The organism is Ensifer sp. 22460 (assembly GCF_052044935.1).
Classification (GTDB): Bacteria; Pseudomonadota; Alphaproteobacteria; order Rhizobiales; family Rhizobiaceae; genus Ensifer.
Genome location: NZ_JBQENZ010000001.1, coordinates 76,311 through 96,695 on the forward strand (window position 1 = coordinate 76,311; position 20,385 = coordinate 96,695).

A 20,385-nucleotide genomic window follows, 5' to 3' on the forward strand; every position below is an offset into this window, starting at 1 on the left:
AGCCGCCTCAGGCGCTGCGGTCGTATTTTTGCTGCGCCTCCAGCACCGCCTCGATGTTGTCTTCGGCCCAGCGCGTCAGGGCGGCGACGGTCGACGTCAGCGTGCGGCCAAGCGGCGTGATCGCATATTCAACGGTCACTGGCACGGTGGCATAGACGCTGCGGCTAACGAGACCGTCGCGTTCCAGCTTCTTTAGAACCTGCGACAGCACCTTCTGCGAAATGCCATCGATCTCGCGCTTCAGCTGATTGAAGCGCACCGGCTGTTCGTCAAGCTTGCCGAGCACCAGGACCGCCCATTTGTCGGCAAGCCGGTCCAGCACCAAGCGGGTCGGGCAAGTCTGGATATAAACGTCGTATTCCATCAGGCACGCCCCCACGGCGGTTTCCGGCCGGAAACCATGTCACCAAAAACTGCCTCCTTTACAGCATTTTTCTGGGTTTATATCTAGTATCCATCCGCAATATGGTTTCATTTTGATACTAAGGAGCATGACGATGGCAGGCAAGATTCTGGTTCTCGGGGCAAATGGAACGATCGGGAGCAAGGTGGTGCGCGCGTTGATCGCAGCCGGGGAAACGGTCAAGGCAGCATCCCGCAAAGCGACGCCGGTCGAAGGCGCCGAAGCCGTCGCCTTCGACTACCAGGACGCCGCGACCTTTGGGCCTGCGCTAAATGGCGTCGACCGCATCTTTGTATTGACGCCGGGAGGTTACCTCGACCCGGTGAGCCTGCTCGGCCCGATCGTCACCGCTGCTGCCGCACGCGGCATCAAGATCGTGCTGATGACCGTCATCGGCGTCGACGCGGATGACAAGATCCCCTACCGCCAGCTCGAACTGCTTGTCGAAAAGACCGGCGCGCCCTTCGTCATCCTTCGCCCCAACTGGTTCTCCGACAACTTCCAGACCTACTGGATCGAGGGCATCCGCCATGGCGCGATCGCCGTGCCGGCAGCCGAGGGCAAGACGAGCTTCATCGATACGCGCGACATCGCCGAATGTGCGGCAGCCGCCCTCACGAGCGACGCCTTCAACGGTCGCGCCTACAATCTCACCGGCCCGGAAGCGCTGAGCTACGACGAAGCCGCCGCGATCCTGTCGCGCGTCACCGGCAAAGCGATCGCCTATGCACCGGTCGACGACGATACCTTCGTTGGCATTCTGACAGGGGCCGGCGTGCCGGCGGACTATGCCCGCTTCCTCGCCTCCATCTTCTATCCGGTGCGCGAGGGCTGGGTTGCCAAACCGACCGGCGACGTGAAGACGATGACGGGACATGAGCCGCGCAGCGTGGAGACTTACGCCAAGGACAACATCGCGGCGCTCAAAGGCTAACCACTATCTGATCGGTCCCGCCCGCCGACTGGCGGGCGGCATGCCGACAGAGAACTATATATTCCTAAAGTTGCGGATGAAGCTTTTTGAAGTCCTGCGTCAACACGTCGCTGGATAGCCGCTGCTTCGTCGATCAATAAACTTGAGTAGTTTACTCACATATCTTAACCGCATGTCCAAGTGGCCTCGCCCAAGGCCACATACATGCGGAGTTAATGATATGAAAAATAAGAATATTTTTATAGCTGCCCTGGCAAGCAGCACCCTGCTTTCAAGCCCTGCCCTGGCCGTTGACTTCCGCCCCCAGGCGGAGATCGAAGGCGGCTTCTTCAGCGGTGGTTCGGGTGCCAGTGGCGGCTTTTTCCTGCCCTTCGTGCTCGATTCGGGCAATGCGATTTTCATCGATACACGCGGCGCGATTGAAAATGACTCCGTCCGTCAGGGCTCGATCGGTGCGGGCTATCGCTTCCGCGCCAACGATCAATGGGTGATCGGCGCCTTTGGCTACTACGACTATCTGAAGAGCAGCTACGGTAACTCCTTCAGCCAGCTGTCCTTCGGCCTCGAAGCGTTGAGCGGCGACCTTGAAATGCGCAGCAACTTCTATCTGCCGCTGACGGGTGCCAAATCACTCAGCGCGTTCAATACGGCCTATGTGCGCGATCATGTACTCGTCTTCCAGGAAGGCAGGGAACGGGCGCGGCGCGGCATCGATGCCGAAATCGGCGGCCGGCTGCCGGTGTTCGAGGACGACTCCAAGGTGCAGCTCAAGGTCTTCGGCGGCAGCTACTGGTATGGCGGCCGCAACCTCGACGACATGTTCGGCGCCAAGCTGCGTGCGGAGCTGACCTTCGCCGACCTGCCCGGCCTCTCCGAAGGCTCGACGGTTTCGCTCGGCGTCACCGGCACCTATGACAACGAGGACAAGCTCAAGGGCGCCGTCATGGCCCGGCTGCGCATCCCGTTCGGCGCGACCGGTTCGACAGCTGATGCTTTCGACCCGATGTCCCAGCGCGTCGAACGCTCGACCCGGATCCGCACTCATGCCGGCGCCACCGGCGACGTCGAGGCGGCGCTGTTCGCCGACAGCGGCCGCAACGCCGGCAGGGTCGTCAGCGTTTCCTCGGCCTCCGGCAATGCCGATGCCATCAATACGCTGATCGGTTCGGCGGGGACGAGCGCGCTGATCCTTGCCGACGGCGACCTCGGCCTCGACCGGACGCTGGCCCTTCAGAACGGCCAGACACTTCTCGGCGGCGGCGGTGCGCTTGCCGTGCGCGGCGCACGAAGCGGCGCGACGGCCACCTTCGTCAATGACGGCGCGGCCACGACGATCACCGGCTACAATCCGGCCCAGGACGTGATCGCCATGGCCAGCGGCAGCACGGTCTCGTCGCTTGCGGTCCGCGGCGGTCTCGCCGGTATCTCGGCGACCGATGCAGCGAACGTGACGATCGACAACGTCGATATTTCCGCTACCAATCACGACGGCATTCGCTTTACGCGGGTCAATGGCGCGCTGGTTCAGGACAGCCGTATCCACGATCTCTTCATCTGCGAAAACAACACGACCTGCGAATTCTCGATCTACAATCCGAACAAGGCGCCCTTTGCCGCCGTCAGCTCCGTCGGCAGCCGCGACGTGACAGTACGCGACACCTCGATCGACAAGGTGACCTACGGCGTCTTTGCCGGCGGCGAATTCAGGAAGGTCGGCCGGACAGACTATGAGCTGGTCACCGGCACGGAAAACGTCACGATCGACAACGTGACGATCAGCAACTCCCGCCGCGAAGGCGTGCTGCTCGTCGCAGGCAAGGATGTCAAACTCGATCGTGTCTCGGTCGACAATTCCAAGCAGGATCGCGACATGGATCTCGTGGTGCTCCAAGGCACTTCGAATGTCGCCATCAACGACATGCGGCTCATGGGCGGCATCAACGGCCTGATGCTCGTTTCCAGCCCGAACCTCGATGCGACGACCACCGACGTCAACGTAAAGGGCCTGACGGTCGACGGCACGCGCAATGCCGGCATTTTCTTCAACCCGGTCTCGGGCATCTCGCTTCAGGACGTTGCCGTTACCAATGCCGGCACCTATGGCGCCTATATCTACGGTAACGAGTACGAGTTCCTGGGAGGACCGGTGCGCGACATCGTGTTGAAGAACATGACGGTCGACAAGGCCGGCAAGGCGGGCCTCTACTTCTCCGGTCCGACCGAGGACATCACGGGCAATGTCAGCGTGACCAGCGCGCCGAAGGATTGCCTGCTCGACAACGGCTGGTCGGCCGGAACGATCACCCAGTCGCCGGGCTCCTTGCTGACAGTCAACAGCACCAAGCTCGACCAGGGCAACGCCGCGGCCCGTTGCCACTAAAGCGCAAGCCACGCCCGGACAGCTGGGCGTGGCTTCTCTTTCCTCCGATCGGGTGCCTATTCCGGTCGGCGGCACTCGAAGGTGACCACGTGGTCACCGGCGATGCAGGGGACCGCCGTCCCGGTTTTCCGGGACGGTGCCCTGTCAGGCCGGCAGGCGGCAGACTGCGCCGACGAGCCTGGCAACCAGCGGTCGCACGAGAAGCACGCAGATGAAGGCGACGGGCATCGCGAGCCCGTAGGAGCTGAGTACGCGGGCCGGATAGCCGGCATCGATGCCTGTGTTGGCGCCGACGATGACGCAGCACATCAGAAACGCCATGATCGCCGACATGAAGAAGGCAAAGGCGATGGGCGCCGCTCGGGGCGGCAACTTGCGGCGACGCGCGATCCGCGGAGCCGATAGGGTGTCTTCCATCAGAAGCTCTCCTGAGATGACCGAGGGGACCACCCCCTCGCTTCGGACCGAACTATACGGATCGCGCTGCGGCGATGTAGGCCATTGCAGCCTCCTTCAGAAATAGGCAAAACCATCGAATAGATACCAATATTCGATGGATGGGATTATGGACACGCTGCGCGGGGTGGAGAGTTTCGTCAGAAGCGTCGAAGAGGGCAGCATCGCCGCGGCCGCGCGAAAGCTGGGGATCACCCCCGCATCGGCAAGCCAGAACATTGCGCGGCTTGAACGTACGCTCGGCAGTCGGCTGCTCAGCCGGACAACCCGCCAGCTCGGGCTCACCGAGAGCGGCAGGATCTATTACGAGCGGGTACGCGGTGTCGTTCATGAACTGGAGCTTGCAGCCGCTGCCGTCTCGGCGCTCAACGCCGAACCGCGCGGACCGCTCAAGATCGCTTCATCTGTCGCCTTCGGCCGCCATGTCGTGGCACCCCTGGTGCCGTCCTTCGCTGCCAAATATCCTGATGTCTCGATCGAACTCGTCGTCACCGATCGGGAGATCGACCATATCGGCGAAGGGATCGACATCAGTGTGCGCTTCGGTCTGCAACTGGAACAGGGCTTGATCGCCCGCAAGCTTGCTTCCGTGCCGATGATCATCTGCGCCGCGCCATCCTATCTGGAGCGGCGCGGCCGTCCGCAACGGCCAGAAGACCTCATCCACCACGATTGCCTCGTCTATCGCTATGCCGGGCACGGCCGCATCTTTCGCTGGGCATTCACCCGCGACGGCCTGCGCTTCGAGCCGGAACTGAAGGCGACGATCGTCAGTAACGACATCGACACGCTCGCCGAAATGGCGATCGCCGGCGCCGGCATCACCCGCCTCGGAGCCTTTATCGCAGCGCCGCTGATGGAGCGCGGCCTGGTCGTGCCGCTGTTTGGCGGCGCACCTCGCGAAGGCGTTGCCAACACCGACCACGAGCCCTTCGACTTCTATGCCTGCTTTGCCGATCGCCAGGCGGAAACACCGAAGGTTCGGGCCTTCATCGACCATGCGGTGCAGTCGCTCAAGGGCCGGTGGTAGCCGTCACAATCGCCCGGTAGCCACGCTATAAGGCGGGCACCGCCTGCGGGACATTCTGCCGGTCGGCTTCCTCCGCGAGCTTTGCCTCACGGCGAAGCTTGAGTTTATTGCCGACTTCGACGATCGCATGGATCGCCGGCACGAATTCCTCACCGAGGTCGCTGAGCCTGTATTCGACCGAAGGCGGTGACGTTGGCACGATCCGCCGTTCGATCGCGCCTTTCTCCTCCATCTCCTTCAGTCGCGTGCTCAGGACCTTCGCCGATATCCCGGGGATATCAATCTTGAGCTCACTGAAGCGACGCGGACCGCCGCTCAGATACCAGATGATGTTGGGCGCCCAGGCGCCGCCGAGCATGACCATGCACTCGCCGACCGGGCAGGTAGGCGGCAAGGGGGCGGCCCTATTCTTTCGAATTTTCAAGCTCATGGGCAAAATTCTCCAGTTACCGCGGGGAAACCGGAAACATCGGTAACATAAAGTTATCTCATATACAAAAGTTATCGCCTGAGGTTAGGTTCCGCCCGTCTTCGACAGAGACCACCATTGCACCCCGGCGCCTGCTCGCTCTCGCCCCATATCAGCCTGCGCGAGGCCGGCGTCGATTTTGAGATCGTCAAGGTCGACACCACGACCCACCTCACCGAAGGCGGCGCCGATTTCAAGGCGATCAATCCCAAAGGCTATGTGCCGGCGCTGGTGCTGGAAACCGGCGACGTCGTCACTGAGGGTGCGGCCGTCGTGCAATATATTGCCGACCGTCTTCCTGAGGCCGGGCTGGCGCCCGCCAACGGTACGCTGGAGCGCACTTGCCTGCAGGAGCAACTGAACTTCATCGCTTCCGAATTGCACAAGGCGTTCTCGCCACTGTTCAGCAAGACGGCGAGCGCCGACGCAAAGGAAGCCGCCGCAGCGCAGGTCGGCAAACGCCTCGGCAACGTCGAGACGCTGCTATCCGATGGGCGCGCCCATCTGCTCGGAGACGCTTTTTCCGTAGCCGACGCCTATCTCTTCACCGTCGTCAATTGGACGAGCGTCACGGGTATTTCGCTTGGCCCTTGGCCCCACCTGACAGCCTATATGCAACGGGTCGGCCAGCGCCCGTCCGTGCAGGCGGCAATGCAAGCCGAAGGGCTGATCGCGGCATGAGCGGCTCATCGAACGATCCGCGCTTCGGCGCCGTCATCGAGGTGCTGCAAGGCTACTTCGATGGGCTCTACCGGAGCGACACCGGCCTCCTCAGGCAGGTCTTCCATCCGAAAGCGCTCTACGCCACGGCGACGGATGGTTCCCTGTTCGAGCTCGACATGGAGCGATATTTTCCTGTTGTCGACAAGCGCCCCTCGCCCGCCAGTCGTGGTGAGGTGCGTGCAGACCGGATCCTTTCCATCGAATTTGCGGGACCGGTGGCGGCACTTGCGAAGGTTCAATGCGCTATCGGCGAAAAGGCCTTCACCGATCTTCTGTCTCTTGTCTTCGTCGAAGGACGCTGGCAGATCATCGCCAAGGTCTTCCACTACGACATCAAACCCGCGAAGTAAGGAGGGGCATATGCCTTACGTGAACATCAAGATTACCCGCGAGGGCGCGACCGCCGAGCAGAAGGCCGCCCTGATCAAGGGCGTGTCCGATCTGCTTCAGACCGTACTCAACAAGGATCCCGCCACCACCTTCGTCGTCGTAGACGAGGTAGCGCTCGAAGACTGGGGTGTCGGCGGACTGCCGGTTGAGGAATACCGGCGGCAGGCGAAGACGAAAACGTAAGAATGGCAGGGCCTTCCCCCATCTCAAGGGGGAAGGCCGCCTCCAGAGAACGGCGAACGCTCGGCCGCTGCCAGCCTTTGCGCTTGATCCCCATCAGCAGGCTCTCTATCTCATTGTCTCCCGCCGCATTGATCCCGGAGACGCATCTTGTCCGTATTCAGCAACCTCCCCAAAGCTCCCGTCGCCGCAAAAAAGCCGGTGAGCGACACGCGCCACGGCATCACCCGTACCGATGACTATGCCTGGCTGCGCGCCGACAATTGGCAGGCGATGTTCCGCGATCCCTCGATCCTCGATCCGGAAATCCGCAAGCACCTGGAAGCGGAAAACGCCTATATGAACGCGGCCATGGACGACACGAAGGCGCTGCAAAAGGCGTTGTTTGCCGAGATGCGCGGCCGGATCAAGGAAGACGACAGCTCGATACCGGTCAAGGACGGCCCGTTTGCCTATGGCCACGCCTATGTCACCGGCGGCGAGCAGCCGCGTTACTTCCGCATTCCGCGCAAAGGCGACCACAAGGACGAGGCGATCCGCCAACTGCTGCTCGACGGCGACAAGGAGGCCGAGGGCAAGGCCTATTTCCGCCTCGCGGGTCTCGACCACTCGACCGACCACAGCCTTGGAATCTGGGGCTATGACGACAAGGGCTCGGAATATTTCACGCTGAGGGTTCGCGATCTCGCCACCGGCGAGGACCTGACCGATATCATCGAGAACACCGGCGGTGGCGGCGCCTGGGCGCCGGACGGCAAAAGCTTCTTCTATACCGTGCTCGACGACAACCACCGGCCTTCGAAGATTTTCCATCACGTGCTCGGCACCAACCAGGCGGACGACCGGCTGGTCTATGAGGAAGCGGATCCGGGGTTCTTCATGTCGGTCGGCGGCTCGCTGCTCGACGACTTCATCTACATCGACATCCATGACCACGAGACGAGCGAATATCGGCTGCTTTCGACCAGCGACCTGACGGCAGAACCGAAGCTCGTCGCCGAGCGCGTCACAGGGCTCGAATACTCGATGACCGAGGGCGGCGACGTCTTCTACATCCTCACCAACGCCGACGGCGCCAAGGACTTCAAGATCTTGGAAGCGCCGGTAAATGCACCGGGCAAAGAGAGCTGGCGCGAGGTGGTGCCGCACAAGCCCGGCACGCTAATCCTCAGCCACATGGCCTATGCCCGTCATCTCGTCTGGCTGCAGCGGCGCGAAGGTCTGCCGGAAATCGTCATCCGCGACCGAAAGACCGGAGAGGAACATGCGATCGCCTTTGCCGAAGAGGCCTATTCGCTCGGCCTATCGGGTGCCGCCGAATACGATACCGACGTCATCCGCTTCTCCTACTCTTCGATGACGACGCCGTCGCAGCTCTTCGACTACGACATGGCGACGCGTCAACGCACGCTGCTGAAGACCCAGGAGGTGCCTTCCGGCCACAACCCGGACGACTATGTCACCCGGCGCGTCTTCGCCCCCTCCTGGGACGGCACTGAAGTGCCGGTGACGCTGCTCTATCGCAAGGACACGCCGCTCGACGGCTCCGCCCCCTGCCTGCTCTATGGCTATGGCGCCTACGGCATCACCATTCCGGCCGGCTTCAACACCAATTGCCTGTCGCTCGCCGATCGCGGCTTCGTCTACGCCATTGCCCACATTCGCGGCGGCAAGGATCGCGGCTTTGCCTGGTACGAAGACGGCAAGATGGCCAAGAAGACCAATACCTTCAAGGATTTCATCGCCGCCGCTGACTATCTGAATCAGCAGAAGTTCACATCCTACGCAAAGATCGTTGCCGAGGGCGGCTCGGCCGGCGGCATGCTGATGGGCGCTATCGCCAACATGGCTCCGGAGAAGTTCACCGGGATCATCGCCGCCGTGCCCTTCGTCGACGTGCTCAACACCATGCTCGACGACACGCTGCCGCTGACCCCGCCGGAATGGCCGGAATGGGGCAACCCGATCGAAAGCCGCGAATTCTACGACATCATCGCCGGCTACTCGCCCTACGACAATGTCGGCGCAAAGTCCTACCCGGCGATCCTCGCGCTCGGTGGCCTCACCGATCCGCGCGTCACCTATTGGGAGCCGGCAAAGTGGGTCGCGCGGCTGCGCGAGAAGACCACCGGCAGCGAACCGATCCTGATGAAGACCAACATGGATGCCGGCCATGGCGGCGCGTCCGGGCGCTTCCAGCGGCTCGAAGAGATCGCCTTCGAGTATGCCTTTGCGATCAAGGTCGCCGGCAGGATGTAACCAGTGCGGGATGAGGAAAAGTGTATGCGGTTTTCCGCCCGCATCCCGCTCTAGCTTATGGAATCGATCACGATGGATTTGGGGTCGATCCGACCCAAAATCATCGTGATCTAGGAGGCACTGCCATGCCCGTCCATGTCGCCCTGCTCCGTGCCGTCAATGTCGGCGGCACGACTTCGCTCGCCATGGCAGACCTGAAGGCAATCTGCGAGGGGCTCGGCTTTGCCGACGTCAAGACCTACATCCAGAGCGGCAACGTCCTGTTCTGCTCGGATCTGCCGGCAGCCAAAGCAGCAGCAATGCTGGACGGCGCCCTTCTCGAAAAGTTCGGGAAGGCGCCGGGCGTGATGGTCCGGACCGGCGCACAATTGCAGGCGATCGCCGATCGCGCCCCTTTCCCGGACGCCAAACCCAACCTGCTGCACATCGTGTTCCTCTCGGAGCCCGCACCCGCGGACGCGCTCGACAAGCTTGTCGCCCCGGATGATGAGGAAGTGCGGTTGGCTGGACACGAAATCTACATTCATTTCCCCAATGGCTCGGGACGTTCGAAGCTCAAGCTGCCGGCGGCAAAGGCCGGCACCGCGCGCAACCTCAATACGGTGCGCAAGCTCGCCGCTTTGGCGCTTGAGATGGAAGGTTAGGCGGCGGCCGGCTGGAACAGCAGCCGGACCAGGGATCGGAGTACGAGCAACTGCTGCGGCAGGCTTTCGGGCTGCTTCAGCGCTTTCGACAGGATGATGCCGCCTTCGAGCACGGTCGAAACCATGTCGGCCAATTGATCGACATCCAGCGGTTCGCGGGGCCGATAGACGCGCATGATCTCCGCGAACATCGCGCCGAAGCGTCGACGCCACGCCAACGCCGCCTGCCGGTTGATTTCCTGAATCTCGCGATCGAAGGCGCGCTCCTGGGTACACATCACCGCAACCAGACATCCGGGGTGGCCGTTCGGCAGGTCGGACAGAGTTTCGGACAGCAGTTTCAAACCGAGCAGGAACGCCTGCAGCGGGTCGTCGGCCAACTGATGGGCTCGACCGAAGATCTCATCGTAGATGCGCTCGTCGTTCTCGATGTAGCGTTCGAGCAGCGCCCGGGCGAGTTCGTTCTTGTCACGGAAATGGTAGAAGAACCCGCTCTTGGTAATGCCGATCTCGGCGATCAGTTCGTCGATCGAGGTCGCGCCGAAACCCTTCGCCAGCACCGCCGCCTCCGCGGTGTCGAGGATTCTCGCTCGCGTTTCCTCACCCTTTCGCATTAGCGGCTGCCCTACCATTGGTGCGGTTTCCGACAACGAAGGGGCCATCAGCCGACGACGCCGTGACGGAACCAACGCAGTAAGTGACTGATTTCGCTACAATATGCGGATATATTAGCAATAGTATACCTTAAGTCGTCTAGTTTAGAAGACGATAAAAAGGCAGTAATTTACGTGGTTCTGCGGGATTGGAGGCGTCCCCGAGCCCCATCAGCAAGACTGAACCGGTGGAGACCGACATGGCCAAATACCGACGGAGCCTGCCACTCTTGAAGGGTGGGCTGTTCCTGAGCGACGGCGGCATGGAGACGACGCTGATTTTCCACGAAGGCGTCACGCTTCCACACTTCGCAGCCTTCGTGTTGCTTTCGACCGCCGATGGGCGGCGTCGGTTGCTGAGCTACTACGCGCGCTACCTCGCGATCGCTCAGCAACATGGCACCGGCTTCGTGCTCGATACGCCCACATGGCGGGCAAGCTCGGACTGGGGCGTAAAACTTGGCTACAATGACGAGGCCCTGGCCGTCACAAACCAGAATGCCGTCTACATGCTTGCGGAACTGCGCGCCGAATACGAGCGCCCGCAGGCACCGATCGTGCTCAGCGGGGCGATCGGGCCGCGTGGCGACGGCTACCGCCTGGGCCGTATGAGCCCTGACGAGGCCGAAGACTACCATTCGCCGCAAATCTCGGCCTTTGCCGTCAGCGATGCGGACATGGTGAGCGCCTATACGCTGACCAGCATCGACGAAGCGACCGGCATTGCCCGTGCGGCCCAGAGCCACGGCATGCCCTGCGCCATCTCCTTCACGGTGGAGACCGATGGCCGGCTACCGGACGGCCGCAGCCTTCAGGCCGCAATCGAGACCGTCGACGCTGCGACCGGCGGCTATCCGCACTACTACATGATCAACTGCGCCCATCCGAGCCACTTCGAAACAATCCTCGACGCCGAAGGCACCTGGACGCAACGCATTGCCGGCATCCGGGCCAACGCCTCGATGATGAGCCATGCTGAACTCGACAATAGCGAAACGCTCGATGCCGGCGATCCCGCCGACCTCGGGCAGCGGTACAGAACACTGACAGCGCATTTGCCACGATTGCGCATCCTCGGTGGCTGCTGCGGCACCGATCATCGCCATATCGCGGCAATCTGCGAGGCCTGCCTTCCACCGACGGCGCTGAGCGCCTGAGGCACGGGGCCTCGCCCTCCCGGCCCTCTCGCGAGTAATCGCGGGAGGGCGCCGCGTTTTTGGGCTCCCGCAAAGCCATAGTGTTAGGGATGAGGAATGCGTGCGCGGCTTTCCGCCCGCATCCCGCTCACTTCCAAGAATCGATCACGATGATTTTTGGCCGCGCCGACCCACAATCATCGTGATCTCGTGTAGACTTGGGCGGAAAGGACGGCCCCGGGTTATCCCGGCAGACGCCGTTGACCGCTTGATCATGAACTACGCTCCCCCCTCACCGACCGGAAATGCTGAAGCCTTTGTCTTCGACAACAGCTATGCGCGGCTGCCGCAGCAGTTCTTCGCCCGCGTCGAGCCGACCCCTGTCGCAGAACCCTGGCTGATCAAGCTCAACAAGTCCCTGGCCGAGGAGCTCGGGCTCGACGTCGCCGCGCTCGAGCGCGAAGGTGCGCTGATCTTCTCCGGCAACCGTGTGCCTGTTGGCGCCGAACCTCTCGCCATGGCCTATGCCGGCCACCAGTTCGGCACCTTCGTGCCACAGCTTGGCGACGGCCGGGCGATCCTGCTCGGCGAAGTGATCGATCGCAACGGAACGCGGCGCGACATTCAGTTGAAGGGACCGGGCCAGACGCCGTTTTCACGCCGTGGCGACGGGCGCGCGGCGCTCGGGCCGGTGCTGCGCGAGTATATCGTCAGCGAGGCGATGTTTGCGCTCGGCATCCCGACGACACGGGCGCTGGCGGCCGTGGTCACCGGCCAACCGGTCTATCGCGAACAGATCCTGCCCGGCGCCATCGTTACGCGCGTTGCAGCCAGCCACATGCGCGTCGGCACCTTCCAGTTCTTCGCTGCGCGCGGCGACATGGCTTCGGTGAAGATCCTCGCCGATTACGCGATCGACCGGCACTATCCCGACATCAAGGACAAGGACCGGCCGTATCTCGCCTTCTTCAAGGCGGTGACCGCGCGCCAGGCGGAGCTGATCGCCCGCTGGCTGCATGTCGGCTTCATCCATGGCGTGATGAACACCGACAACATGACGATATCCGGCGAGACGATCGACTTCGGCCCCTGTGCCTTCATGGACGCCTACGACCCCAGGAAGGTGTTCTCCTCGATCGACCAGATCGGCCGCTATGCCTATGCGAGCCAACCCGGCATCAGCCAATGGAACCTCGCCCGCCTGGCCGAGACCCTGGTGCCGCTCTTCGACGAAAACGCGGACACAGCGGTCGAACTGGCCAACGATGCGCTCGGCGAATACGGCGCAACCTTCCAGCGCCATTGGCTCGACGGCATGCGGACCAAGATCGGGCTCGTCACGAGCGAAGAGAGCGATCTCGATCTCGTGCAATCACTGCTGAGCGCCATGCACAAGGGCGAGGCCGATTTCACTCTCACCTTCCGGCGGCTGTGCGACAGTGCCCGCGATCCGGCAGGCGATGCGATGTTCAGCGCTACCTTTGCCTCGGCCGAGGCAATCCAGCCATGGCTTCAGGACTGGCGCCAACGGCTTTCCCGCGAAACGGCAACGCCCGAAGCGCGCTCGGCGGCGATGAAGGCCGTGAACCCCGCCTACATCCCCCGCAATCACCGCATCGAACAGGCGATCGCGGCGGCAACCGACGACGCGGACTTTTCGCTGTTCGAAGCGCTGGTTGACGTCACCGCGAAGCCCTATGAGGATCAACCGCAATTTGCCGCCTACCAGGAGCCGCCAAAGCCCGAAGAGGAAGTGCAGCGAACCTTCTGCGGCACGTGACCTCCGCCTGAAGCGAGCCGCATAGTTCCTCCGGTCTTGATTCACCGAAATACTCTATCTTCTTGTTTTTGCGCGCTGCGAAGGCCGTGCCGCTTCTCTGGCAGCGGGTTGAGCCGAAGCGCATGTCAGCCTTGCCTTCAGCTACCTCGGCGCCTTGAGCACAACCCCATCGCATACCTCTAAATTTCCGCGCTGCGAAATTGTGGCTATTGAAAGGCAGGTGCGGCGCGTTAGGTGCTACCGGTAAGGGTGCCAAACGCGCCATTCCACGCCAGGCTGCCGCGACGTTGCTTGCGACCGCCAACTCCGAAACCGACCTGTCTCACGCGGCCCCGAACGGGGACCGGCGTTATGGAAAAAACCGTGCCGCGGCACCGTTCTTCAATGCGGGAGTTTCCATCATGCTCATCCTGACGGCCATCGTCTTCGCTCTCATCGGCCTCGTGCTCGGTGGCGGCGGGGCCAAGCTGCTGATACTCGGCGGCAGCCCCTACTACCTCGTCGTCGGTATCGGCTTCCTGCTGACGGCCGTGCTCCTGTTCATGCGGAAATCGGCGGCGATCTGGCTCTATGCGTTCATTATCGTCGGCTCGCTCGGCTGGGCGATCTCGGAAGTCGGCTTCGACTGGTGGCAGCTTGGCCCGCGCGGCGGCGTCATCGTGCTTCTGGGGCTCTGGCTGCTGCTGCCGGCCGTCCGTCAGCCACTCGGCTTCCAGAGCCCTACGGGCGAGCGCTATGCGGTGAGCGCCTGGCCGCTGGCGATCGCCGTACTCATCTCGATCGGCGTGGCGGGCTATGCCCTGATGCTGGATCCGCACGATATCCGAGGCGATCTGCCAAGCGATATCGTTGCCGCCAACCCGCCGCTGGGAGGCTCGGTGCCTCCGGGCGAATGGCATCAATACGGGCGCACGCCGTTCGGTCAAAGGTATTCGCCCCTCAACCAGATCACGCCGGACAATGTCGGCAATCTGAGGGTTGCCTGGCAGTACCAGACAGGCGACGTCAAACGGCCCGACGACGTTGGGGAGACGACCTATCAGGTCACGCCGCTCAAGATCAAAGACACGCTCTATGCCTGCACGCCGCACAATTGGGCGATCGCGCTCGATGCCGCAACCGGTGAGGAAAAATGGAAGTATGATTCCAACTCGGGCATGAACCCCGACCGCCAGCATCAGACCTGCCGCGGCGTCACCTATTGGGCCGACCCGGTTGCCGCGCCGGGCAGCCCCTGCGCCGAGCGGGTCTACCTGCCGACCTCCGATGCGCGCCTGATCGCGCTCGACGCCGCGACCGGCTCCGTCTGCACCAGCTTTGCCGATAACGGCGTGCTGCATCTCGAAACGGGCATGAAGTACAATCCGGCCGGCTACTATTATTCGACGTCACCGCCAGTGGCCGTTGCCGGCAAGCTCATCATCGGCGGCGCCGTCAACGACAACTACTCGACCCAGGAACAATCCGGCGTCATCCGCGCCTTCGATACCAACACCGGCGCACTGATCTGGAACTGGGATAGCGGCAATCCGGATGTGACGACGCCCCTTCCCGAGGGCCAAACCTACACGACCAACTCGCCAAACAGCTGGTCGGTGTTCAGCTATGACGAGGGCCTCGGCCTCGTCTACATCCCCATGGGCAACCAGGTGCCGGACCAACTGGGCATGGGCCGCAGCGAGCACGTCGAGAAATACTCGTCCTCGATCGTTGCACTCGACATCAACTCCGGCGCCGTGCGCTGGGTGCGCCAGACCGTGCATCACGACCTCTGGGACATGGACGTGCCGGCGCAGCCGGCCCTGCTCGACATCACCAAGGAAGACGGCACCGTGGTGCCGGCGCTGGTCGGGCCGACGAAACAGGGCGATATCTACGTGCTCGACCGCAGGAGCGGCGAGCCGATCATCCCGGTTGAGGAGGTTCAGGCGCCGGGCGGAGCGATCGCTGAGGATTTCACCGCGCCGACGCAGCCGGTCTCCGGCCTCACCTTCATGCCTGCGCCGTTGCAGGAGAAGGACATGTGGGGCGTCACGCTCTTCGACCAGCTTGCCTGCCGCATCGAGTTCCGGTCGCTGAAATACGAGGGGCGCTACACGCCGCCGTCAATCGAAGGGACGCTCGTCTATCCCGGCAACTTCGGCACCTTCAATTGGGGCTCCGTCGCCATCGATCCGGAACGGCAGGTGATGTTCGGCATGCCGACCTACCTTGCCTTCACCTCGCGTTTGGTGCCCCGCGCCCAGGTTCCGCCCAAGGGGCAGGACGAGAAGGGGTCGGAACAGGGCCTCAACCGCAACGACGGCGCGCCCTATGGTGTCTTCATGGGCCCCTTCCTCGGGCCGCTTGGCATTCCCTGCCAGGCGCCGCCATGGGGTTATGTCGCCGGCGCGGATCTTCGAACCGGCAAGATCGCCTACAAGCACAAGAATGGCACCGTCGAGGACATGACGCCGCTGCCATTGCCGTTCAAGGTGGGTGTGCCGGGTATCGGCGGACCAATGATCACCAAGGGCGGCCTCGCCTTCCTCGGCGCCGCGGTCGACGACTATTTGCGCGCCTATGACCTGACGACCGGCCGTCAGCTCTGGGAAGCACGCCTGCCCGCCGGCGGCCAGTCGACACCGATGAGCTATGCGGTCGGCGACAAGCAATATGTGCTGATCGTCGCCGGGGGCCACGGCTCGGTCGGCACCAGGCCCGGCGATTACATCATCGCCTACACCCTGCCCTGAAAGGCGAGAAGGTATCGACTGCATGTTTCCTTTGGCCGTAGCCGATTAAAGGACAAAAACATGCAGCAATTCAAAGTGCTACGGCGACCTTTGCGCGTCCTACAGTACGCGCGGCGCTGTCGCTCTCGCCAGAAGGTTGCAGCGGCAAGCTCCGCGCAAGCCGACAATAGCAGCTTCCCCCGGACGACAGATTCCGGGGGATTCCCATGAAGATCGACAACAGCATCTCGAACTACTATTTCTCCCAGCGCCGCCAGCAGATGGGTACGGTTTCGCCGATCGAAGAGACCGGCACCGACGCGCGCCCGCGCCAAGCCCCGACGATCGCGCCGCCGTCGACGTCGAACGCGCTCTCCAACGCCTTGTGGGCAACCGCAACCCGCGACGAAGCCGGCACGGCCTCAATCACGGACAAGGAAGGGGCGGCTCCATCAGGCAACTCGGTCAGCGACGATTTCCTGAAGCGCGCGAAGATGAGCCTGGCGGAACAGATCCGTGCGCAGATCCTGGAATCGCTTGGTCTTGGCGAAGAAGACCTCAAGGCGATGGATCCCGAGCAGCGGAAGGCTGTCGAGGACGAAGTCCGCCAGGCGATCGAACGGGCGATGGGTGTCGAAAAGCAACGTGATGACGCCGTTACGGGCATCGCGAATGCCGGCGACGACATCCTCTGAGCAATCGGCGCGAAGAGTGGCATCAGCCGGAATTCGACGCCGCCACGCCGCTTTGGCTGGACGTCACCGTCTACAACGCGGTTTTCGATCACCTCTGGCGTGAGGTTCTTGGCGACGGGTTGAACACACTGGCGGCCACTGTACTGCCCACCGGTCGTTTGTGCTCCCCTAGCGTTGAAGAACACTCCCCGAGCTTGTAGCCTCAAGCTTCAGAGGAACCGTGCATGAAGGCGACCGTACTCATTCAATCGATTTACTTGCTCGGGCTGAACAATCATCCGGAGGCAGCGAAGAAATGGGTCAGCGTAATGCACAGCTTGGGAGCAATGACCGGCGTCGCGCATAGCCTTTCCATCTCTACGGCTAGCAAGCTGGATTTGATTTTGCGTCAACTTGAGAGCGAGCACTGGGACGATATCAACACATCTCAGGGCGATCGACTGAGCTTCGCTACCGACCTGATCAGCGCCTTGTCAGACAGTTGGATCCTTGCGAGCTATGAGCCGATACGCGCGGCCTGCGAGCAACTTCGCGATCGAGACGAGCAAAACAGCAAACTCTCTGATCTTCACTATCGCCTTGCTCTCGTGCGGATGCCCATAGCCAAAGCGGAGATCAAAGACGCCAAGAGACAGAAACCGGAAATGCTGCTGCATCCGGTTGGAGAAGGTGATCCCAGTCCGAAGAGTTATGCGGCTGACGGTTCCTACATTGTCCCCAAGGCGGTATGCGGTGCGACCGGGGCAACCGTTTGGTATCCCATCGACTTGAAGGTGCGCCAGACGGTAGCCATTTGCAGGCGCGACCTTTCTGACGAGTTTCTGGCGCTGTTCGAGTAGGTCAGGCCAGGATTTGCCGGCGCCACAGTCTCTACATTCGGGAAGGGCCCAGCCGGCCCCTTCCCTCCCACTGCCATTGACACAAGGCAGCGTGTCATTATCTATCGCTCCAGAAGCTATAGGTTTGAGGCGAGCATGTATTCCATCGGCGATCTCTCACGGCGCACCGGCGTCAAAATTCCTACGATCCGCTATTACGAGCAGATGGGGCTGATCGCGGCACCCGAACGGTCCGAAGGCAACCAGCGGCGCTATGTGAAAAGCGAGCTCGAGCGGCTGGCCTTCATCCGCCATGCGCGCGACCTCGGCCTGTCGATCGATTCCATCCGCGACTTGCTCGCCCTCAGCCAACACCCGGAGCGCCCGTGCGGCGAGGCCGACCGGATCGCCAGCGAGCATCTGGCGACCGTTCGCGAGAAGATCGCCCGGCTGAAGAAGCTGGAGCAGGAACTGGAACGCATCGTCGCCTGCGACGGCAACCACACGGTGGGTGACTGCTATGTGATCCGGGCCCTGGCCGACCACTCGATGTGCGAGAACGAGCACTGAGACTGCCGCGCCACGGTCGCTCGCGCGAAAAAATTCCCGTTGACAAAATCGCGAAAACGAACAATCTAGCGCCCATGATCAAGAACGCACCCATTTGCCGCGTGTATTTTTGGCTGTTCCGATAGGAGCGGCCTGCTGATCATATTCAACAAGGCCGCCATCAGGCGGCTTTTGTTTTTCCGGCTCCTGATGGCGAGAAAACCCGAGGAGCCAAGACATGCTACAGACCGCCATCCCTACCCTACATTCGACACCGGCAACGCGACCGCCGATGATCACCATCCGCTGCGCCAAGCAGCGCGACCTGCCGGAACTGCGCGACATGATCGCGGAACTTTCCGCCCATCACGGCGACGCGGCGCCGATCACGCCCGAACAGCTTGAACGCGATCTCTTCGGCCGCACGCCCTGGATCACGGCACTCGTCGCCGAGGCCGGCAACCGCCTGATCGGTTACGCGATCCTTGTGCCGATCTACCGGGCTGCCGAAGGCGCACGCGGCATGGAACTGCATCACCTTTTCGTTCGCCCTGAAAGCCGCGGCACCGGCATCGGCCGTCACCTCGTTGCCAAGGCGCGCGAGCAGGCGAAGATGGCCGGCTGCGACTTCCTTTCGGTCAGCGCCGCCACGGGCAATTTCCAGGCGCATCATTTCTACGAATCCGAACGCTTCGTGCCTCGTCCGGTGACCGGCATGCGCTATATGCAAAAGCTTGGATGAGGACGGACCGATGCGTCTTGCAATCGTGCTCTGTGAAGGCTTCGCCGATTGGGAATGTGCGCTGTTGATGGCGGCGGCGCGCACCCATCTCGGTATCGATGTCGAGGTCGCCACCGCCGACGGCGCACGCGTGACGTCGATGGGCGGGCTCGACGTCTCGGCGCATCTGTCGATCGACGCGCTCGATCCTGCGGGCTTCGATGGCTTGGTGATCTGCGGCGGATCGATCTGGGACACGAATGAGGCTCCTGATCTCTCAGCAACGATCCGCGCTTTCGATCGCGACAGGCGCGTGGTCGCGGCCATTTGCGGTGGTGTCAATGCGCTCGCCACAAGCGGTCTTCTCAACGGCATCGACCACACCGGCAATAGCGCCGAAAGCCTTGCAGCGCTGCCCGGCTATCGCGGTGGGCCGCACTATCGCGATCAGTCGCAGGCACTGTGCAGCGGCCACGTCGTCACTGCCGCCGGAACCGCGCCGATCAGTTTTGCCGGCGAGATCCTGCACGGACTTGGCCTTGGCTCGACGGAACTCGACGGCTTTCTCGCGCTCTACGGACACGAGCATCGGACGAATGAAAGCGGCAGCGTCGGCTGAGACTTGCGCTAGAGCGCCGTGCGTTCTTATGAACGCACAAAGGTCGCTCTAGCATTTTGATTCTAGAGCATCTTTCTGCCCACAGCGATTCCACTTGAGGGCAGGATGCTCTAGAGCCAGTTCGAGATCTGATTGAGCGGTTTCTTCACCTTGCCGGCGACCGGAACGGTCGCATCCGGGGCGGGATAACCGACAACCAGGATCAGGAACGGCTTTTCACTTTCCGGTCGGCCGCAGATCTCATTGAGGAAATTCATTGGCGCCGGTGTATGGGTGAGTGTCGCGAGCCCGGCATGATGCAGCGCCGTGATCAGGATACCCGTGGCGATGCCGACACTTTCGTTGATGTAGTAGTTCTTCTTCAGGTCGCCCGGATTGGGGCCGCCGCGCTTCTGCGAGAATATGACGATCAGGTAGGGAGCGGTCTCAAGAAAAGGTTTGTCCTCGTCCGTGCCCAGTGGCGCCAATGCGTCGAGCCATTCCTGCGGTGCCTTATCCCGATAAAAGATGCGCTCTTCCTCTTCCGCCGCGCGGCGCACCTCGGCCTTGATCGCGGCGCTCTCGATGACCGTGAAATGCCAGGGCTGATGATTGGCACCACTCGGCGCCGTGCCGGCCGCCTTCAGACAGGTTTCGATCACCTCCCGCGGCACGGCGCGATCGCTGAAATAGCGTGTGGTGCGCCGACGGTTGATCTCGTCGTAGAAGTCAGCGGCACGCGTCGCCATCTCCTCGGGGCTGCGCTCGATCCACTGGTCATAGGGCACGGTTTCGTGTGGGCGCATTCAGTCTCCTCCTCGTTGTCCTGCAGCAACGCGCGCGCCTCTCGACG

The 20,385-nt window shown here is 62.3% G+C and carries 21 protein-coding genes; 16 read left to right on the top strand and 5 right to left on the bottom strand.

Going from position 1 to position 20,385, the window contains the following annotated elements; translation table 11 throughout:
• Positions 1–7 precede the first annotated feature (7 nt).
• Complete coding sequence (locus ACTJKM_RS00370; protein WP_057250447.1) at positions 8–364, bottom strand: winged helix-turn-helix transcriptional regulator; 357 nt, start codon at positions 362–364, stop codon at positions 8–10.
• A 133-nt stretch (positions 365–497) separates the two neighbouring features.
• On the opposite strand from ACTJKM_RS00370, the gene ACTJKM_RS00375 reads away from it, so the two are divergent.
• Together ACTJKM_RS00375 and ACTJKM_RS00380 are read left to right on the top strand one after the other, a co-directional pair.
• The gene (locus ACTJKM_RS00375) at positions 498–1,337 is read left to right on the top strand and encodes an SDR family oxidoreductase (RefSeq protein ID WP_112995382.1); all 840 of its coding nucleotides are present in this window, start codon (positions 498–500) and stop codon (positions 1,335–1,337) included.
• 220 nt (positions 1,338–1,557) lie between these two features.
• Entirely contained in the window at positions 1,558–3,717 is a 2,160-nt protein-coding gene (locus tag ACTJKM_RS00380; protein ID WP_440659808.1) for an inverse autotransporter beta domain-containing protein, read from the top strand.
• 144 nt (positions 3,718–3,861) lie between these two features.
• Here ACTJKM_RS00380 and ACTJKM_RS00385 read toward each other — a convergent pair whose 3' ends face one another.
• Entirely contained in the window at positions 3,862–4,134 is a 273-nt protein-coding gene (locus ACTJKM_RS00385; protein WP_058325557.1) for a DUF2798 domain-containing protein, read from the bottom strand.
• Between the two features lie 148 nt (positions 4,135–4,282).
• Between ACTJKM_RS00385 and ACTJKM_RS00390 the strand changes: the two genes are divergently transcribed.
• The gene (locus tag ACTJKM_RS00390; protein WP_057250456.1) at positions 4,283–5,203 is read left to right on the top strand and encodes a LysR family transcriptional regulator; all 921 of its coding nucleotides are present in this window, start codon (positions 4,283–4,285) and stop codon (positions 5,201–5,203) included.
• Between the two features lie 25 nt (positions 5,204–5,228).
• Here ACTJKM_RS00390 and ACTJKM_RS00395 read toward each other — a convergent pair whose 3' ends face one another.
• Positions 5,229–5,633 (bottom strand): winged helix-turn-helix transcriptional regulator, encoded by a 405-nt coding sequence (locus ACTJKM_RS00395; protein WP_058320317.1) that lies wholly within the window; start codon positions 5,631–5,633, stop codon positions 5,229–5,231.
• Between the two features lie 117 nt (positions 5,634–5,750).
• Here ACTJKM_RS00395 and gstA point away from each other — a divergent pair, with 117 nt between their 5' ends.
• From gstA to ACTJKM_RS00420, 5 genes are all read left to right on the top strand, one after another.
• Complete coding sequence (gstA, locus tag ACTJKM_RS00400; protein ID WP_440635505.1) at positions 5,751–6,353, top strand: glutathione transferase GstA; 603 nt, start codon at positions 5,751–5,753, stop codon at positions 6,351–6,353.
• A complete protein-coding gene (locus ACTJKM_RS00405; RefSeq protein WP_058320319.1) occupies positions 6,350–6,745 on the top strand; it encodes a nuclear transport factor 2 family protein in 396 nt (131 codons plus the stop codon). Before gstA ends, ACTJKM_RS00405 begins: the two co-directional genes overlap by 4 nt.
• Positions 6,746–6,755: 10 nt before the next feature.
• Positions 6,756–6,968, top strand: coding sequence for a tautomerase family protein (locus tag ACTJKM_RS00410; protein ID WP_440635506.1), 213 nt, complete (start codon positions 6,756–6,758; stop codon positions 6,966–6,968).
• Between the two features lie 147 nt (positions 6,969–7,115).
• Complete coding sequence (locus ACTJKM_RS00415) at positions 7,116–9,224, top strand: S9 family peptidase (protein WP_440635507.1); 2,109 nt, start codon at positions 7,116–7,118, stop codon at positions 9,222–9,224.
• A 125-nt stretch (positions 9,225–9,349) separates the two neighbouring features.
• The gene (locus tag ACTJKM_RS00420; RefSeq protein WP_440659810.1) at positions 9,350–9,868 is read left to right on the top strand and encodes a DUF1697 domain-containing protein; all 519 of its coding nucleotides are present in this window, start codon (positions 9,350–9,352) and stop codon (positions 9,866–9,868) included.
• Here the strand turns inward: ACTJKM_RS00420 and ACTJKM_RS00425 are convergent.
• Complete coding sequence (locus tag ACTJKM_RS00425) at positions 9,865–10,482, bottom strand: TetR/AcrR family transcriptional regulator (RefSeq protein WP_057250469.1); 618 nt, start codon at positions 10,480–10,482, stop codon at positions 9,865–9,867. The two genes, ACTJKM_RS00420 and ACTJKM_RS00425, sit on opposite strands and share 4 nt — an antisense overlap.
• Before the next feature lie 239 nt (positions 10,483–10,721).
• Between ACTJKM_RS00425 and ACTJKM_RS00430 the strand changes: the two genes are divergently transcribed.
• The 8 genes from ACTJKM_RS00430 (at position 10,722) to ACTJKM_RS00465 (ending at position 19,553) form a co-directional block, all read left to right on the top strand.
• Entirely contained in the window at positions 10,722–11,678 is a 957-nt protein-coding gene (locus tag ACTJKM_RS00430; RefSeq protein ID WP_440635508.1) for a homocysteine S-methyltransferase family protein, read from the top strand.
• 253 nt (positions 11,679–11,931) lie between these two features.
• Positions 11,932–13,437, top strand: a complete 1,506-nt coding sequence (locus tag ACTJKM_RS00435) for a protein adenylyltransferase SelO (RefSeq protein WP_440635509.1) — start codon at positions 11,932–11,934, stop codon at positions 13,435–13,437.
• Positions 13,438–13,838: 401 nt separating this feature from the next.
• On the top strand, positions 13,839–16,172 hold the full coding sequence (locus ACTJKM_RS00440) for a glucose/quinate/shikimate family membrane-bound PQQ-dependent dehydrogenase (RefSeq protein WP_440635510.1): 2,334 nt from the start codon (positions 13,839–13,841) through the stop codon (positions 16,170–16,172).
• A gap of 206 nt (positions 16,173–16,378) precedes the next feature.
• Positions 16,379–16,846: a hypothetical protein gene (locus ACTJKM_RS00445; RefSeq protein ID WP_058325553.1), complete on the top strand. Its 468-nt coding sequence runs from the start codon at positions 16,379–16,381 to the stop codon at positions 16,844–16,846.
• A gap of 224 nt (positions 16,847–17,070) precedes the next feature.
• The gene (locus ACTJKM_RS00450; protein WP_058325552.1) at positions 17,071–17,685 is read left to right on the top strand and encodes a hypothetical protein; all 615 of its coding nucleotides are present in this window, start codon (positions 17,071–17,073) and stop codon (positions 17,683–17,685) included.
• Positions 17,686–17,820: 135 nt separating this feature from the next.
• Positions 17,821–18,234: a MerR family transcriptional regulator gene (locus tag ACTJKM_RS00455; protein WP_113132809.1), complete on the top strand. Its 414-nt coding sequence runs from the start codon at positions 17,821–17,823 to the stop codon at positions 18,232–18,234.
• Positions 18,235–18,451: 217 nt separating this feature from the next.
• Positions 18,452–18,955, top strand: a complete 504-nt coding sequence (locus tag ACTJKM_RS00460; RefSeq protein WP_113132810.1) for a GNAT family N-acetyltransferase — start codon at positions 18,452–18,454, stop codon at positions 18,953–18,955.
• A gap of 10 nt (positions 18,956–18,965) precedes the next feature.
• Complete coding sequence (locus ACTJKM_RS00465) at positions 18,966–19,553, top strand: DJ-1/PfpI family protein (protein WP_440635511.1); 588 nt, start codon at positions 18,966–18,968, stop codon at positions 19,551–19,553.
• A gap of 110 nt (positions 19,554–19,663) precedes the next feature.
• Here ACTJKM_RS00465 and ACTJKM_RS00470 read toward each other — a convergent pair whose 3' ends face one another.
• On the bottom strand, positions 19,664–20,338 hold the full coding sequence (locus ACTJKM_RS00470; protein ID WP_440635512.1) for a nitroreductase family protein: 675 nt from the start codon (positions 20,336–20,338) through the stop codon (positions 19,664–19,666).
• Positions 20,339–20,385 lie beyond the last annotated feature (47 nt).